Annotated in this window: 12 protein-coding genes; 3 read left to right on the top strand and 9 right to left on the bottom strand. The window is 72.0% G+C overall.

The genetic code is table 11. From position 1 onward, the window contains the following. Positions 1-168 precede the first annotated feature (168 nt). Together OHB01_RS30880 and ligA are read left to right on the top strand one after the other, a co-directional pair. A complete protein-coding gene (locus tag OHB01_RS30880) occupies positions 169-1035 on the top strand; it encodes a D-alanyl-D-alanine carboxypeptidase family protein (RefSeq protein ID WP_221889892.1) in 867 nt (288 codons plus the stop codon). Between the two features lie 58 nt (positions 1036-1093). Next, positions 1094-3181 (top strand): NAD-dependent DNA ligase LigA, encoded by a 2088-nt coding sequence (gene ligA, locus OHB01_RS30875; protein ID WP_142646880.1) that lies wholly within the window; start codon positions 1094-1096, stop codon positions 3179-3181. Between the two features lie 152 nt (positions 3182-3333). Here ligA and OHB01_RS30870 read toward each other — a convergent pair whose 3' ends face one another. Next, positions 3334-4563: a sensor histidine kinase gene (locus tag OHB01_RS30870; RefSeq protein WP_147943358.1), complete on the bottom strand. Its 1230-nt coding sequence runs from the start codon at positions 4561-4563 to the stop codon at positions 3334-3336. Positions 4564-4911: 348 nt separating this feature from the next. Here OHB01_RS30870 and OHB01_RS30865 point away from each other — a divergent pair, with 348 nt between their 5' ends. After that, positions 4912-5742 carry a helix-turn-helix transcriptional regulator gene (locus tag OHB01_RS30865; protein WP_328854345.1) on the top strand — a complete coding sequence of 277 codons (831 nt, stop codon included), beginning with the start codon at positions 4912-4914 and terminating at the stop codon, positions 5740-5742. Here OHB01_RS30865 and OHB01_RS30860 read toward each other — a convergent pair. The 8 genes from OHB01_RS30860 to OHB01_RS30825 form a co-directional block, all read right to left on the bottom strand. Further along, positions 5729-8122 (bottom strand): hypothetical protein, encoded by a 2394-nt coding sequence (locus OHB01_RS30860; RefSeq protein WP_328854344.1) that lies wholly within the window; start codon positions 8120-8122, stop codon positions 5729-5731. The genes OHB01_RS30865 and OHB01_RS30860 overlap by 14 nt on opposite strands. 5 nt (positions 8123-8127) lie before the next feature. Beyond that, positions 8128-10215, bottom strand: coding sequence for a hypothetical protein (locus OHB01_RS30855; RefSeq protein ID WP_328854343.1), 2088 nt, complete (start codon positions 10213-10215; stop codon positions 8128-8130). A gap of 31 nt (positions 10216-10246) precedes the next feature. Further along, positions 10247-11497, bottom strand: coding sequence for a hemopexin repeat-containing protein (locus tag OHB01_RS30850; protein WP_328854342.1), 1251 nt, complete (start codon positions 11495-11497; stop codon positions 10247-10249). 5 nt (positions 11498-11502) lie between these two features. Then, complete coding sequence (locus OHB01_RS30845; protein ID WP_142646886.1) at positions 11503-12198, bottom strand: hypothetical protein; 696 nt, start codon at positions 12196-12198, stop codon at positions 11503-11505. Between the two features lie 2 nt (positions 12199-12200). Next, complete coding sequence (locus OHB01_RS30840; RefSeq protein WP_147943353.1) at positions 12201-12977, bottom strand: hypothetical protein; 777 nt, start codon at positions 12975-12977, stop codon at positions 12201-12203. A gap of 287 nt (positions 12978-13264) precedes the next feature. Continuing rightward, entirely contained in the window at positions 13265-13765 is a 501-nt protein-coding gene (locus tag OHB01_RS30835) for a hypothetical protein (RefSeq protein WP_168065786.1), read from the bottom strand. 172 nt (positions 13766-13937) lie between these two features. Beyond that, the gene (locus OHB01_RS30830) at positions 13938-14501 is read right to left on the bottom strand and encodes an RNA polymerase sigma factor (protein WP_147943351.1); all 564 of its coding nucleotides are present in this window, start codon (positions 14499-14501) and stop codon (positions 13938-13940) included. 6 nt (positions 14502-14507) lie between these two features. Beyond that, entirely contained in the window at positions 14508-15764 is a 1257-nt protein-coding gene (locus OHB01_RS30825) for a S8/S53 family peptidase (protein ID WP_328854341.1), read from the bottom strand. Between the last annotated feature and the right edge of the window lie 36 nt (positions 15765-15800).

Below are 15800 nucleotides of genomic sequence, written 5' to 3'. Positions count from 1 at the left end.
GTACCCACCGCTCGGGCCGTACCCGCCGCTCGGGCCGTTCGCGGCGGGGAGCGGCCGGGCGACCACCCGGTCCTGCCGGTCCGCCGCCGTCGCTCCCTCCGCCTCGCGGCCATGATGTGGGCCGTCGTCCTCATCGCGTCTGCCGTCGGTGGTTGCTTCGGATCTCCCATGGGCGAAGCGAACACGACGGACGGGGGCCTCGCGGCCGGGATCGACCTGCCGTGGCCCGAGGACGGCCAGACGAGCGTCATGGTCGAGGGCCTCGGTGATCTCGGCGGCAAGGGGGAGCGGGAGCCGGTGCCGATCGCGAGCGTCACCAAGGTGATGACGGCGTACGTGATCCTCAAGGAGCATCCGCTGAAGGGCGCCGCCACCGGGCCGGTCATCGAGGTCGACAGGCAGGCCGCGGACGAGTCGTCGTCCCGGGAGGAGTCGAGCGCGCCGGTCAGGGAAGGCCAGAGGTTCAGCGAACGTCAGATGCTCGAACTGATGCTGATCCCTTCGGGCAACAACATCGCCCGCCTGCTCGCCCGATGGGACGCCGGGAGTCAGGAGGCGTTCGTGGTGAAGATGAACCGGGCCGCCGCCCGGCTCGGCATGACCCACACCACCTACACCGGCGCCAGCGGCATCGAGCCGACGACCGTGAGCACCGCCGCGGACCAGCTCAGGCTGGCCCGGCAGGTGATGAAGAACCCGGTGCTCCGCTCGATCGTCGCCAAGCGCGAGGTCACGATCCCCGGGGTGCCCGGCACGATCGTCAACACCAACACGCTGCTGGGCAGGTCGGGCGTGATCGGCCTCAAGACCGGTTCCACCACGCCGGCCGGGGGTGCGCTGATGTGGGCGGCCGAGGCCGAGGCCGCCGGCCGTACGTGGCTGGTCCTCGGCGTCGTCCTGCACCAGAGCGCCGGCTCGCCTCCCGCGACCGGCCTGCAGGCCGCACTCGACCGCAGCCGGACACTGATCGACGGGGTCCGCGCGTCGCTCGATTCGCTGATCGCGGCGCGGGCCGCGAACGAGCAGGACAGATGACATCGGACGCGCGGCGGAGGCGGGCGTTTTTGTCGGAGCCGCTTGGCACGATGACCGCATGACTGAAGCGCCCCCGATCGACGCGATCCCCGACGAGGTCGCCTACGCCGAGGCGGTACGGCTGGCGGCCGACGCGGCAGCGGCCTACTACGGCGACGGAACCTCCTCGTTGGACGACGACGCCTACGACAGGCTCGTCCGCGGCATCGCCGCCTACGAGAGGGCCCACCCCGATCAGGTGCTGGAGGAGTCGCCGACGGGCAAGGTCGCCGGAGTCGTGGGCGATGTCCCGCACATCGTGCCCATGCTCAGCCTCGACAACGTGTTCGGGCCGGAGGAGCTCGCGAGCTGGGCGGCCTCGCTGGAGCGCCGGCTGGGCCGTCCGGTGACCGCGTGGTCGGTGGAGCCGAAGCTGGACGGGCTGGCGATCGCCGCCCGTTATCGTGACGGCCGCCTCGTCCAGCTGGTCACCCGCGGCGACGGGAGCGCGGGCGAGGACGTCTCCCACGCGATCGGCACGATCGTCGGCCTGCCCGGGCGGCTGGCCGACCCGGTCACGGTGGAGCTGCGCGGCGAGGTGATGATGACCGCGCGGCAGTTCGAGGAGGCGTGCGCGAAACGGCAGGCGCACGACGGGACGACGTTCGCGAACCCGCGCAGCGCCGCCGCGGGCACGCTGCGGGCGCAGGACCGGCCGTACGTATGCGAGCTGACGTTCTTCGGGTATGGGGCGCTGCCGCTGCCCGACGACACCTCCGGCCTCGCGACGCGGCTGCGGGAGTCGCCGCACAGCCAGGTGATGGACTGGGTCGCCGGTCAGGGGGTGCAGACCACGGCCGAGACCGCGGTCGCCGGGATCGTCGCGACGAGTGTGGAGCAGGTGCAGCGGCGGGTCGAGGAGATCGCGGCCGCGCGGCCGGAGCTGCCGTTCGGGATCGACGGCATCGTGATCAAGGCGGATGACGCGGCCGACCAGGCGCAGGCCGGGTCCGGCTCGCGGGCGCCGCGGTGGGCGATCGCCTACAAGCTGCCCGCCGTGCAGAAGATCACGAAGCTGCTCGGCGTGGAGTGGAACACCGGGCGCACCGGTGTGATCGCCCCGCGCGCGGTTCTGGAGCCGGTGGAGCTGGACGGCTCCGTCGTGACGTACGCGACGCTGCACAACCCCGCGGACATCGGGCGGCGTGGGCTGATGCTGGGGGACAGCGTGGTCGTCTACAAGGCGGGCGACGTGATCCCGAGAGTGGAGTCCCCGGTGGTGCACCTGCGCACCGGCGACGAGCAGCCCATCGTGTTCCCCGAGGTGTGCCCGGCCTGCGAAGGCGAGATCGACACCTCCCAGGAGCGGTGGAGATGCGTGCGAGGCCGCGACTGCCGTGCGATCGCCTCGATCCGATACGCGGTCGGCCGCGACCAGCTCGACGTGGAGGGGCTGGCCGACAACCGCATCCAGCAGATGCTGGACGCCGCCTTGATCGCCGACTTCGGCGACCTGTTCTTCCTCACCCGCGAGCAGCTGCTTGACCTGGAGCGGATGGGGGAGGTGTCCACCGACAACCTCCTGGCCGCCATCGACAGGGCCAGGACGAGGCCGCTGAGCCGGGTGTTCTGCGCGCTCGGGGTCAGGGGGACGGGGCGCTCGATGAGCCGCCGCATCGCCCGGCACTTCGGCACGATGGAGGCCATCCGCGCGGCCGACGCCGAGGCGCTCCAGCAGGTGGACGGCATCGGCCCGGAGAAGGCGCCCGTGATCGTCGCCGAGCTGGCCGAGCTGGGCGACCTCATCGACAAGCTCGTCCGTGCCGGGGTGAACATGGTCGAGCCCGGTGTGGCGGCGGTGGCCGGTGACGTGGGCGGCACGACCATCCCGGCTCCGGATGATCAGGAGCAGGGTGCGCTGCCGCTGACCGGGATGACGGTCGTGGTCACCGGCGCGATGAGCGGGCGCCTGGCGGCGTTGTCCCGCAACGAGATGAACGAGCTCGTCGAACGGGCCGGAGGCCGGGCCTCGTCCAGCGTTTCCGCGAAGACCTCGTTGGTCGTCGCGGGAGACAACGCGGGATCCAAGCGGGCCAAGGCCGAGTCCCTGGGCGTGCGGATCGTCGCCCCCGAGGAGTTCGCCGAGATGGTCGCGCACCTGTTGTAGGCGACCTTGTCCGCTCGCGCGAGCCCACGTGCGACGGACGAGACGAGCGGCTCAGGCGGCGTCCGGCAATCGCTGCCGGCGGTGGCCCGTGCGGGATCCATCGTGGGCGGGCGAGAACGCGGTGAGGCGCCGCCGCGTGGGCCGCGCACGGCTCACGCGCTCTCGCCGTCCGCAGCCTCGTCGGCGTCGGCAGGGTCGTAGGCAAGGTCGTCGGCCGCCTGAGCGCCGGCGGGGTGGAAGGGGATGCGCGCCACCAGCATGAAGCCGCCGTCAGGCGTCCCCTTTCTCTCCAACCGGCCGTCCAGAATGGCGATGCGCTCTTCGAGCCCGGCCAGGCCGAACCCCGATGGGGGAAGCAGGCGCTGGAGGGACATCCTCGCCCGGCCTTCATCCCTGCCGTTCACGACCGAGACGGTCACGACGCCGTCGCGGGCCTCGCAGGTGACGCGCACCAGGGACCCGGGAGCGTGCTTCCTGACATTGCTCAGCCCTTCCTGCACGACCCGGTAGCAGGCGAGCCCGATCTGGGCGGGCAGGCCGATATCCGGCAGGTGGTAGTCGAGACTGACCCGCGTGCCCGTGGCGGCCGCCTCTTCCACGAGGGAAGGGATCGCCTTGGCCCCCGCCGTCATCCGGGACCCGTCCTCGCGCCGGAGCACCGCGAGCAGCTCGCGCAGCTCGGCGAGGGCCTGCACGCCCTTGTCCTCGATGGTCGTGGCGATCCTGCCGGTCTCGGGGTCCGCGTCGTCGCGGATGATCCCCGCGTTGAGGACCATCACGGTGACCGCGTGCGTCACGGTGTCGTGCAGTTCTCGTGCGATCTTGCGGCGCTCCCGGACTGCCGCCTGCTCTTCGCGGTCCCGCACCTCGGCCCGCAACTCCGAGATCATGCCGCGGTAGCCGCGCACCCACGTGCCGACCAGTGCGGGCATGAAGATGAACACCAGCGCGCGCACCACGCAGAGGTAGAGGACGTCGTCCGTCTTGGGGTCCACGTAGTCGACGGCTGCGGCGGTCATGATCAGAGGCAGGGTCACCAGCTGCCACTTGCGGATCTTGCTGTCGGCCGTCATCGAGTATGCGGCGAAGGCCATGGGCACGATCTGCCCGGTGGTCACTGCGCAGAGAGCCGAAGTGACGATCATGGGCAGTCCGGTGCGCCGGCGTATCAGCAAGGCGCCCGCGGTGATGACCTCGATGACGATCTCGATCCATTGCGGGACCGGGCCCCACAGGGAGAAGGACAGACCCAGGAGCGTCGGCGGGATGGTGAAACAGAGGATCGATATGGCCAGCAGCGCGTCGACGATCCGCCGGCGGTGCGCTTCGGTGAATTCGGCCAGCGCCAAGGGGACGCAGACAGGATTCAGGGTGTTTCGCACGAGAGGGCTCTTTCCGGGAGGCAGCCCGGCTCCCCGCTCTCGGAACGCACCCTGATTGATCCTTCGGAGGTCGGAGGAGATCCCATGTTGCAGCGGGGAGCCGTAGTTCCATGCACGTGGCCATCGTCTGCCAGGGTGGTCCACATCACATGGATAAGGCTGTGGTCTTCCTAAATGTGTTCATCCTGGGTGTGGCACAACCACCCAAAGTCGATCGCCCTGGTGGGCCGGGGCGAGCGCTCCGTTTATCCGAACGTGATCTGTCGGACGATCGGTGACAGGCTCAACACTACCCCAATTGGGGACAAATTTCCTAAAAACTCATCATAAGTGACGTACGGTGAAAAAGTGGACCGTAAGCGACTTCTGGGAGACTTCCTCCGGGCTCGCCGCGAGGCCGTCAGCCTGGAGGACGCCGGGCTGGTGCGAATGGGCCGCCGCCGTACCCCCGGACTACGCAGGGAAGAGGTGGCCATGCTCGCCGGCGTCAGCAACGACTACTACGCGCGGCTGGAGCAGGGCAGGGAACGCCGTCCGTCCGAGCAGGTCCTCAACGCGCTCGCCCGGGCGCTGCGCCTCGACGACGCCGCCACCGAGCACCTCTACGAGCTCGCCTACCCGAGGCCCCGGCCCCGGCCGCCCTGCCGGGAGGAGCAGGTCAGCCGCCGCCTGCTGCACCTGCTCCGGATGTGCGACGCCGCCCCGGCGTTCATCCTCGGCCGCTGGATGGACGTGCTCGCGACCAACCGGCTGGCCGACACCCTCTGCCAGGGTCTCGACCACAACGACAACTTCCTGCGCATGTGTCTCCTCAGCCCGCAGGCACGCGCCTTCTTCGTGGAATGGGAGGCGGCGGCGACGACGAAGGTGGCGCAACTGCGCGTCATCGCCGGCGCCGACCCCGAGGACCCGTTCCTGCCCCTGCTGGTGGACGAGCTGTCCGACCAGAGCAGGGATTTCGTACGGATGTGGGCTCGCCACGACGTCCTGCCCCGGGACGTGGACCGTAAGCACTACTATCACCCGCTGGTCGGCGAGTTGACGTTCTCCTACGAGATGTTCACGGCCAACAGCGCCCCGGGCCAGCAGCTCGTCGTCTGCCAGGCCGAACCGGGAAGCGCGTCGGAGGACGCGCTCGGCATCCTCGCGCGCCTCCGGCCCGCCGTCACCCCTCCATGAGCCGGGACAGCCGGACGATCACGCCGGCCGCGAGGTCGATGATCACCGGGCCGTTCGGCGACGGCCGTACGGTGCCGTCGTCCCGCGTGAGCGTGACGGACACGGCGACCTTCCGGTCGAACGTCGCACGGTCGGCGACCAGCGGCTGCACCAGGGTGACCTCGAGCGTGGGCGCGTCCGCGGGCAGGACGGCCCGCGCCACCTCGATGCCGGACACCGCGAAGACCAGCCCCACGCCGGAGATGCCCGCGGCCCGCAGGTCCACGTCCCGGCGGATCAGCACGGCCGTGTGCAGGTTCTCCAGGTAGACGTTGCGGACGACCAGATGGGCGGGGTCCGCGGGGTCGAGCAGCGCCTGCGGCGCGACCGCCCCGTCCCGGACGGCGGCGGGCAGCACGACGTCCCCGTGCGCGGGGACCTGCACCGGTGGGTCGAGCGGGACCCGCTCCCAGCCCCCGACTACCCGCCGCACCCAGAGGGCCGTGACCGTGGCCGCCGTGTCGGCGTCGTTGCGCAGTCCGGTCGCGGTGACCCGTACGGGCCCGGCCGGGTATGGGCCGGCCAGCTCGTCCACGTCCAGGTGCACGGTGGTCGCGATCGAGGTGGAGGAGTCGCCGGTGTCGAAGACGATCTGCGAGACCGCTTCGCCGCCGCGCAACTGGGTGACCACCACGACCGCGTCGTCGTAGTCCACCTGCAGCGCCAGCCGGATCGCGTCGTCGTCCAGGACGGCGCGCAGGCCGCCCTCCAGCGTGCTCGACCGCACCGACACCCCGGTGGACCCCATCGAGGGGGACGTCGGAAGCAGCATGCGGACGTCGCGCCCGCCGGCGTCCGCACGCAGCAGCGACTCCAGCTCGGCGAGCTCGGCCGCCGACAGATCGGGCACGCACCGGGCCTGCAGCCGGCACGGCAGGCCCGCGTCCACGGTGGCGTCGAACACCTGCAGCCATTCCAGCTGGGGACGGCCGACCACGTCGCGGGCCACCCGATAGTGGGAGGGCACGACGAGGTAGGTGGCCGGCTGCTGGAGCGACTCCCACACCGAGTATCGGTGGTCGCGGTCCAGGCGCGGAGCCGGCGCGAACCGCCGGGCCGGGGCGCGGCCGAGCTGGAAGGCGTCCTGGCAGCCGACGATCACGGGCTCGCCGCTTCCGACGTCCTGCCGGTAGAGGCCGGGGTCGTCCCGGCACGGCACCAGCAGCGGCAGGCGGTGCGAGCGGGTCACGGTCACGCCCATGTCCATGGTGAACGACGGGGGGTACGTTGGGATCACGCCCGTTCCCACGGGGCCGGTGGAGATTCCGCCGAGGAGCCGTCCGCCCGGCCACCCGCGGAGGAGGCGTCCGTCGAGTCGTCCCTTGAGGTCGTCGCGGAGCACCAGGCGCCGGCCGGTGGGCGGCAGGGGGAGCGGCATCCGGGCGAGGGCCGACAGGGCCGGCAGATCCTCCGCCGTCGCCTCCGCCGGGGCCTCCGCCGTCGCCTCGACCGGGGCCTCCGCCAGGGACTCCACGGGGATCTCCGCCAAGGGCTCCAGCGACGCCTCCTCGGCCGGCGAGGCCGCCAGGAAGGCCCGCCCCGCCACCGCCGTGTCCGCGAGCGCGGAATCAGTGATCGCCGAATCCCTGAGCACCGACTCCCTGAGCACCGACTCCGTGAGCAGCGGCGACACCTCGGCCGGCCGGATGGCGCCCCGCCCGGCGATCATGACCTCGCCGGGGACGCGAACCTCGGTGATCACCACGTCCGACCAGTTCGGATGCTCCTCGGGGATCGGGTGCTCCTCGCGGGGCGGATCCTCGATCGGCCATCCCTGGACCGGCACGATCTCCAGACGCTCCGGCTCGGCGTGGACCATCGTGGAGACGGCCCACGCCGCGAGCGTCTCCTGCACGCCGACGAAGCTCGTGCTGACGATCAGCCCCGCCCCGTCGCCCGGCTGGAAGCCCGGCGTGCTCAGCGCGCCGTACGCGGCCCTGGCCACGGCTCCGCTGATCTCGGCCCGGCAGTGGACGACGTCGTCGCGCACGTCAACGTCGATCGGGAGCTCGGTGGAGGCAGGCCGGCCGGTGTCGGCGTCAACGAACGGGATGCGCAGCCGTACGCTCACGTCCGTCCACGGGACGGTCCGGGCACCGGCGGGCGGCGGGGGGAAGCGCAGCACGGTGGTGACCGTCGCGCTGAGGACGGGCGATCCCTCGTCGTCGTGACCGGTGACGCGGAACAGGAACCGGAACGTGCCCGCGGAGGCGGGCACGAGCTCCGGAGCGGGCGCCCACCAGGGCGGGCCCAGTTGCGAGTCGGGCAGCAGGGGCTCACCCCCGTCGGCCGCCCTGATGCGGGGACCCGGCTCGTCGGCCGGGAATCCTGGTGTGTTCATCGCGGTCAGACCTGGCTCACGACGGTGACGCCCGGAGCGGTCTTCTTCGGCACCCGTACGGGCAGGTCGCCGCTGCCCTCGCCGTCTGTCCAGGGCCCGATCCACTCCTCCCCGTCCTCGAACAGCGTGCCCTTGATGATCACGCGCGCCCGGTAGCGGTATCCCGGCGGCCGTCCCGGCTGCCCCGTGTAGAGCGCGAACCGGCGCTCCTTGTAGTGCTCCCCGGTGTCGGCCATGGTGAAGGTGAACGTCACGATCGGGCGTTCGCCGCCGTCGGGGCTCTCGCCCTTGGCCTGCACCTGCACCTCGACGATCTGGTTGCTCGCCGTCAGATCGATGTTGATCGTGATCGGGGTGAGCACGAGCACGCCGGCGTTGTCGGCTCGCACGGCCACGTTCAGGCTGTCGGTGAGGGTGCCGAACGGGCCCGGGTCGAGATTCACCTCGTTGGCCTCGACCATGATCCGGGTGAACCGGTCGTCGAGGGCGGACGGCGCCTCGTCGAACTGGATGGTGCGCCGGACGAACACCTTGTCCGGACGCCACCCCTCCGGCGCGCCGGTGACCTCCTCCGCCTTCTTCTGGGTCTGCCGGGCGAAGAACACCTCGCTGGTCGAGCCGCTTGCGTAGACGAGGGTCGGCGAGGAGGCGGGCGCGAGCGGGGTGGTCTCCCCGACGGGGGCGCCCTCGCCGTGCACGCTGGTCGTCGCGTCGACCTCCTGCGGGCGCCGCGGCGGCAGGAAGTCGTGGGCCGACCACGCGATCTCGCCGTTCACACTGGGGTAGCCGATCTGGACGCTCGCGAACTTCACCGGGTCGCCGCTCACGCCGTGGTCCGGGTCGGGCCACTTGATCACGGGCCGGCAGACCGTGGTGATCTTGCGGTCCCAGTTGTCCAGGTAGAGCGTGCGCAGGTAGCGGCTCTTGAGCTCCGGGTGGGCGGCCAGCAGGTCGGCCACGCCGTCCACATTGCCGCCCATCGTGCTCGGCTGCGCGTACATCTCGTCGACCTCGAACGTGAAGGAGTTGGCGATCTCCACCCGGTCACGGCGGAAGTTGAGGCTGAACCCCGCGCCGAAGCCCCAGCCGAAGAGGTTGAGCAGCCCGCCGGGCTTGGGCGGGCCCGGGTCCTGGACCTCCGGCATCGGCTGGAAGATGACCTGTTTCGCCTGGTCCAGCCACATCGCCACGAGCATGTCGATGTACTTGGTGACCATCGCCTCCTTGTTGTCCGCGCCGGGGATGGTCCGGTCCATCTCCAGCTCGACCTTGATGTCGCCGTTCATCCGCAGCGTGTTCCAGGTGGCCTTGAGGTCGGCCGAGCTCCACCACCAGCTCGCGCCGGCCTGGGCCGTGAAGTGGCTGAACACCCGCTCCCAGTTGGCGGTCATGTGCAGCCGCGTGATCGGCGCCCACAGCGGCAGGGTGAGGTCGGCCGTCACCGCGATGGGCACCTCGGTGCCCAGCAGCCCCTGCTCCACCTGCGCCGCCGCGAACGTGCCGAGGCTGACGACGAACGGGTGCTCGGCGGTGGGGATCAGGCTGCCGGGCCCGGCGCCCTGGGCGGTGACGAAGAACGGGTCGCCCGCGTTGCCGCCCTGCGTGCCGTCCTGGTCGGTGATCATCAGTCGCAGCGTGGAGCTCCTGATCGGGATCGGCCGGATGTCGGCGATCGTGGACCGGTCGGCCACGCCCGGTTTGACCTGCCAGAACCGGTCCCGGCTGCCCTGCTGCATCCGTTCCAGGATCTGCTTGTGCGCGTCCCGCAGGACGCCCTCGGGCGGCGCGCCGGTCATCGCGAAGCTGAGCACCCCGCCCGAGGTCTCCCGGGTCTGCCCGGGGGCCACGCCGATGTTGGTCTGGCCGTCCTGCACGCCGACGAAATGCAGGAAACTGAGTCTGAGGTCGCCGTTCGACTTGCGCGCCAGGCGCATCCGCTCCGGCAGCCAGTAGAAGACGGGGTTGGACCCCTGGGCCTGGAGCTCGTCGTTGTGCTTGTCGGGGAGGAAGACGAGGGAGTATTCGACGCCGGCCTCGTTGAGGGTGACGGTCTCGAATCCGCCGGCCATGATCGGTCCTGCTGGGTTCACCATCGCTGGCTCCTGAACAGTGTGGGGACGCCGCTCACAGAGCGGCGGGGTAGTAGATGCGGGATCGGTCGAGCCCGCGGGCGACCACGGCGGCCGCGTTGCGGAACAACCGGAGATTCGCCCGGTTTCGCGGGGCGATGCCGGGGTTGCCGTCCTCCCGCAGGTGGGACTGGGCCGCAGCCTCCTCCCACCGGCCCGCGTTCGCGGCGGCGGTGAAGCCCGGCCAGCGGGTGGGGAAGAACGAGCCGGTCCAGGCGATGCTGTGCGCCCCGAGCCGGGCGTCGGCGGGCCAGTCCGCCCACCCGGGGAAGAAGGCCGACATCCGGGCCTCGTTGACGTCGAACCGCTTGCGGACGAGCTCGTCGATCGCCGCGTCGGGCAGCTCCAGGGTGTGGATGGCCTTGGCCGCCAGGTGGCCCTTCTTCGCGAGGCCGGGCTCGTTCTTGATCCGGTGCCACTCGGCCTCGATCTCCGCGCGGGTGGCGGGCCGCCCGGTGGCCGCGTGCACGAACGGCAGGGCGGCCGCCTCCTCCGGAGAGTCGACGAGGTTGCCGACGCCCGTGGTGACCAGGCCCTTGACGTCCTGGTAGAGGTAGGGCACCCGGCCCTCCAGCGGGGCGCTGAACTCGGGGAAGAAGTCCCTGACCGAGCGCGCCGAGCCGGCCGGCCCGGCAGGCTCGGGAACGTCCCCCGCCACCGGCCCGATGGGCAGCCCCCGCCAGTCCTCCTCGACGGGCCGGGGGAAGCCCTCGGCCACCGAGCCGTCCTCGGGGTCGAGCCTCGCGTACTCGCTCCCCGAGAAGACGTACGGGTTGCCGCTGGGCCACCACAGCGCCGTGTCGATCCGTGGGAACGCTCCAGGCCAGTCGCCGGCGATCGGCCTGGCCTCCGGGTCGATCTTGCCGCTCGCGCCGTCGAAGACCTGGTATTCCTCCCCGGAGAAGAAGTAGGCGTTGCCGCTGCCCCACAGGATCGCGGCGTCGATGCCGAGATCGAACAGTCCCGGCCACATCTCGGCGATCGGCCGCGGCCCGTCCAGCACGACCCCGTTCTCGATGTCGTACGCCAGGCACTGGTCGCCGCGGAAGAAGAAGACCGAGCCGTCGCTCCACGGCAGGGCGGCGTCGATGTCCGCCTCGAACAGGCCGGGCCATTGGTCGGCGATCGCCAGCGGGTAGCCCTCGTCGGCGCCGTCGGCCTCGACGTCGTAGCGGATATAGCGATCGCCGGTGAAGAAGTACGCCTTCATCCCGGACGGGGCGACGAACCCGCAGAGCTTCTCCATGGCCGTCACCCCCCGGCCGGAGGCGCGGGGTCGCCCGCCACCCCGCCGACGACCGCGTCGGCGAACACCGTGCCGACGTGACGGAACCCGCGCGACTCGACCAGCCTGCCGCCTGCCGCCTCGATCCGCTCGACCGTGCGGGGCCGCAGCCGCAGCTCGGCGAAGTCGCCCGTCGCGGCGACGAGATACTCGACCCGGCCGTGGACGGCTTCGTCGTCGCGCGTCCAGATCGCCCCGGACACCGCGCTGACCCGGGACGGCTCGGTGACCTCCTCTTCGAGCGCGGCCACCAGCTCCTTCTCGAACGCCTCCTGGATCATCCGCAGGGGGAGATGGACGGCGGCCATCACCAGCGAGTGGCCGTCGCGGGCCCGCAGCACGCCCAGCGCCGTCTCGTCGTCCGGCACCGCGCCCGCGACGGGCCGCAGGCGCGGCTCCTTGGTGTCGGCGCCGAGCCGGGCGATCCGGGGGCGCATGCCGAAGAACCCGGTGTCGCTCACCAGGGCCGTGTGCACGACGCACCGGTACGCCGGCGGGAACCCGTAGCCGGCCTCGCGATAGAGGCTGCGTACGAACAGCGTGCCGGGTGGGTGCGGCAGGACGCCCGCGCCCGGCATGACGTCGCCGGTCATGGCCTCCTCGAAGGCGGACTCCACCGTCGAGGGGTGCAGCCGGATGTCGCAGAAGGTGAGGTTGCGCATGCTCAGACCGCCGTTCCTGTGACGCCGATCTGCATGTGGATGTGGTTCTTGTGGGCCTCCCGGCCGTGCGCCGTCCCCGGGGCGGTGGCCGGGTGGTCGGGGTGCATGACGAAGCTGCGCTCGCCGATCGACGTGGGCGTGTCCAGCCCGTCGGGGCCGTCGGTGCGGTCCTGCCACTCCGAGGCGATGAACTCGTACACGGCGCGCCAGAAGTCGCGCGTGAACGGGTCGGCGTCCTCGTCGTCGAGCCGGTAGAACGTGCCGGACCCGGTGCCCGGCGGCCAGTTCCCGCCGGGGGTCGCGGCGGTCGAGACGGTCCCCCAGTCGTCGTTGACGGTGAGCGTCCACTCCTCGCCGTCCTCGGCGACGGCCTTGACGCCGACGAAGTCGACCGCGCGGCCCTGGCCGTGGCAGTCGGTGCGCGGGCGGCCCTGGCTGTCGACGCCGCCCCCGGAGATGCCGAGGTGGTAGAACTCGACGACGTTGTAGGTGTCCTTCAGCCACTGGCACAGCCGCACCAGGGCGAGCGCGTTGCGGGGGTCGAGCCGGTCGGGCGCCGCCGGGTGGCTGGGCTGCCCGAACGTCACCGTGCCCGACGACAGGTAGCGGACGACGACTCCGGCGACGTTGCCGTCCTGGGGCTGCTCGCCGTCCCAGCCGTCCAGGCTCACCCTCTCGGGGCCGCCCGCCCCCTCCAGCCTGATCACGTCGCCCGACTGCAGGTCGAGCAGCTCGGCGTAGGCGTCTTCCTTGCTCATCGCGCGTGCGGGATCGCTCACGATCCTGGTCCTTCCGGTGCGTACGTCACCGCTGACGCGGTGGTCTGTCGCACGACGGATGGAGTCAGGAGCCCGGTGATACAGCGAATCCCCGCGAATTTCCCGGCGTTCTCCGGCAGTCCGCGGTGGGGCCGCGGTGGGGCCTCTGTGGGGACGCGGTGGGATCGCGGTGGGATCGCGGTGGCGCCGCGAGCGGCGCGGCCGGGCCGGGGTGGGCCGCGGCCGGCTACGGCCGGGGCGCGATCCGGCCGGTGGGCGGGGCGTCCGGCCGGGGCCTGCGGGGCCGGCTATGGCCGGGGGTCGATCCAGCCGGTGATGACGGCCGCTCCGGCGGACGTTCGCACGTGCAGCCGGAAGCGCCGCGCCGGGACCGGCTCGATCACGAACCAGCCGACCTCGTCGACCGGGACCTCCCGTACGGGGCCGTCGTCGTCCCGCACGAGGACCGCGCCGGGCTGCGCGGGGACGAGCTGCCCGCGCACCGCGTCGGGGTGGATCTCGGCCTCGATGGACAACTCCCCGGCGGCGAACGTCAGCACGCGCGGCCCCGAGCCGTCCGGCCGCGTCTCGTCGCGCAGGCCCGCAGGTTCCCGCGCCGAAAGCAGGGAGTCGAACCACAGCTCGGCCAGTTCGGCGTCGGCGGTCCGCCATGCGAAGGCCGCCTTCCCGGCGCGTACGAAGGACTCGGGCACCCGGGCCTCGCGCATCGCGTGCCCCAGCTCCTCGATCAGCCGGTCGTCGTCTTCCCACCAGCTCGGTGTGTCCGTCACGCCGTCGTCCCCGTCCACGTCGATGCATCTTGGTCGTGTCTGACAGATCATGGCCCTACCGCGCGTGGCCCAGGCGGCGCCTCGCTGCGTTGCCGTCGTCGCCGATAACGCTGTTATCGGCTCCTCCTCCGCCTTGCGATGCATCCACCTGGATCCCCGCTCGCGACAAGCAGCATTTGTCGGACACTCCTCAGGCCAGTTCGAGGGCGGCCAGCGCACGGCTCCTGCGCAGCCTGTCGAGGCAACGCCCGCGGTTGGGGCCGATCGCCCCCACCGGCACGCCGAGCGTGGCGCTGATCTCGGCGTACGAGGCCGGCGGTTCGGCGAACAGCATGCTCAGCAGCTCCCGGCACCGGTCCGGCAGCTCGGCGAAGGCCATGCGCAGGGCGTGCCGCCGCTCGGCCACCAGTATCTCGCCGTCCACGCCGTCGTCCTCCTTCCGGTGGGCGCCAGGCTCGGGGGCGTCCACCGGAACCTGCCGCTTCCGGGCGCGCAGCAGTTGCAGGCACTGCCGCTGGGTGGTGCGGACGAGCCAGCCGGGCAGAGCGGCCGGCTCGTGCAGGGTGTCGAGGCGCTCCACCAGCCGCAGCCAGACGCCGCCCGCGACGTCGTCCGCGTCGCTGCCGGTCACGCCATAACGAGCGCACACCCCCCAGAGCAGCGGCGCGTACCGCTCGACGATGGCGTCCCACGCCGCGGCGTCGCCCTCGCGCGCCCGTAGCACGAGGGCGACGACGACCGGATCGTCACGCATGCCCGGTCAGCCCTCCAGCGGATAGGGCCGGACCTCGCCGGCCTCGGCCAGGAGCTTGTCCAGCGCCTGCCGGGGCGTCACCGAGCCCGGGATCGTGCGAGCGGCGACCGCGCCGCTGACGAGGGCGGCCGAGAAGGAGGTGCCGCTCCACCGGGCGTGGCCCTGAAAGGTCTGGTGGACGCCGTCGATGTCGACCTCCCCGGTGAGGTACGCGCCCACGACCCCCACCCCGGGCGCCAGGCACGTCACCCACGGGAGGTCCGGGCTCCAGCCGGGCATGACCGGGCGCCCGTCCGCCGTGCCGTACGCGCCGACCGCGACGACGGGTGGGACGGCGGCGGGCCAGCAGGCCGAGCGCCGGCTGCGCCCGGAGCTGAGATGGGGGAGCGCGCCGTGGTTGCCCGCGGCGGCCACGACCAGCACCCGCGGGGCGAGCCGCTCGATCGCGCGGGCGATGACCAGCGGCGGCCCCCCGGACAGCGTGAAGCAGCCGAGGGAGAGGTTGAGGATGTCGGGCTGGAAGGCGTCCGTCAGCCGCAGCATGGCCCGGGCAGTGTCCCAGGAGTCGGCCCGTCCCGTGCGGGCGTCGAGGACCCCCTCGACGGACAGCTCCGCGGCCGGCGCCTCCCGCTGGATGAGGCTGCGCACGAACGCCGAGTGCCCCGAGCGGTACGGCAGCGGGTGCTCCGCCGTACCCGGCCGCGCGGGCGCGAGCGGCGTGTCGACCACGCCGACCCGCACGCCGCGCCCGGCGTCCTCGTGCCCGGCGACCGGCTGCGGCAGGTCGGCGGGGCCGGCGGGTTCCGGCTGCCCGCCGTCCATCGGCTTGTGCCCCAGCACGCCGAGCGCGCCGGGGGACATGGGCTTGTGCCCGAGAGCGGAGAACCCGCCGCTCACCAGGTGCATGGGCTTGTGGCCGCTCTCCTGGACCGCGCCGTCCGGCAGCGACATGGGTTTGTGGCCGTCTCCGATCACCGCGTCCACGACCCGGTTCTTGCCGATCGTCGGCACCCAGCCGCCACGGTCGGCGGCCGCCTTCTCCCGCAGCAGTGCGAGGAGCTCGCCGACCTCGACGGGATCGTCGTCGGCGTCCCTGAGATCGCGCAGCCGGGCCAGCCCGAGGAGCTCGTCCCGGTCGTCGGGCGCGAGGGCGGCGTGGACGATGCCGAAGTCGTCCAGCATGCGCTCGACGGCCTCCAGATGCAGGAGGTCGACGATGAGTTGGTCCGGTTGGTGCGATGTGGTGCCCGCGTCGACTGGCATCTGGATAGTGTCCTTCCCGGGGTCATGACTTTTCCG

The sequence above is a fragment of the Microbispora hainanensis genome, assembly GCF_036186745.1.
Classification (GTDB): domain Bacteria; phylum Actinomycetota; class Actinomycetes; order Streptosporangiales; family Streptosporangiaceae; genus Microbispora.
The sequence above is the reverse complement of the archived record's forward strand: the minus strand, read 5'-3'. Positions and strand labels throughout refer to the sequence as shown.

Excerpts from the sequence above, each read along its gene's own strand:
- OHB01_RS30880 (WP_221889892.1), top strand. The coding sequence starts at position 169 with ATGGGCGAAGCGAACACGACGGACGGGGGCCTCGCGGCCGGGATCGAC.
- ligA (WP_142646880.1), top strand. The coding sequence starts at position 1,094 with ATGACTGAAGCGCCCCCGATCGACGCGATCCCCGACGAGGTCGCCTAC.
- OHB01_RS30860 (WP_328854344.1), bottom strand. The coding sequence starts at position 8,122 with ATGAACACACCAGGATTCCCGGCCGACGAGCCGGGTCCCCGCATCAGG.
- OHB01_RS30855 (WP_328854343.1), bottom strand. The coding sequence starts at position 10,215 with ATGGTGAACCCAGCAGGACCGATCATGGCCGGCGGATTCGAGACCGTC.
- OHB01_RS30850 (WP_328854342.1), bottom strand. The coding sequence starts at position 11,497 with ATGGAGAAGCTCTGCGGGTTCGTCGCCCCGTCCGGGATGAAGGCGTAC.
- OHB01_RS30845 (WP_142646886.1), bottom strand. The coding sequence starts at position 12,198 with ATGCGCAACCTCACCTTCTGCGACATCCGGCTGCACCCCTCGACGGTG.
- OHB01_RS30830 (WP_147943351.1), bottom strand. The coding sequence starts at position 14,501 with ATGCGTGACGATCCGGTCGTCGTCGCCCTCGTGCTACGGGCGCGCGAG.
- OHB01_RS30825 (WP_328854341.1), bottom strand. The coding sequence starts at position 15,764 with ATGCCAGTCGACGCGGGCACCACATCGCACCAACCGGACCAACTCATC.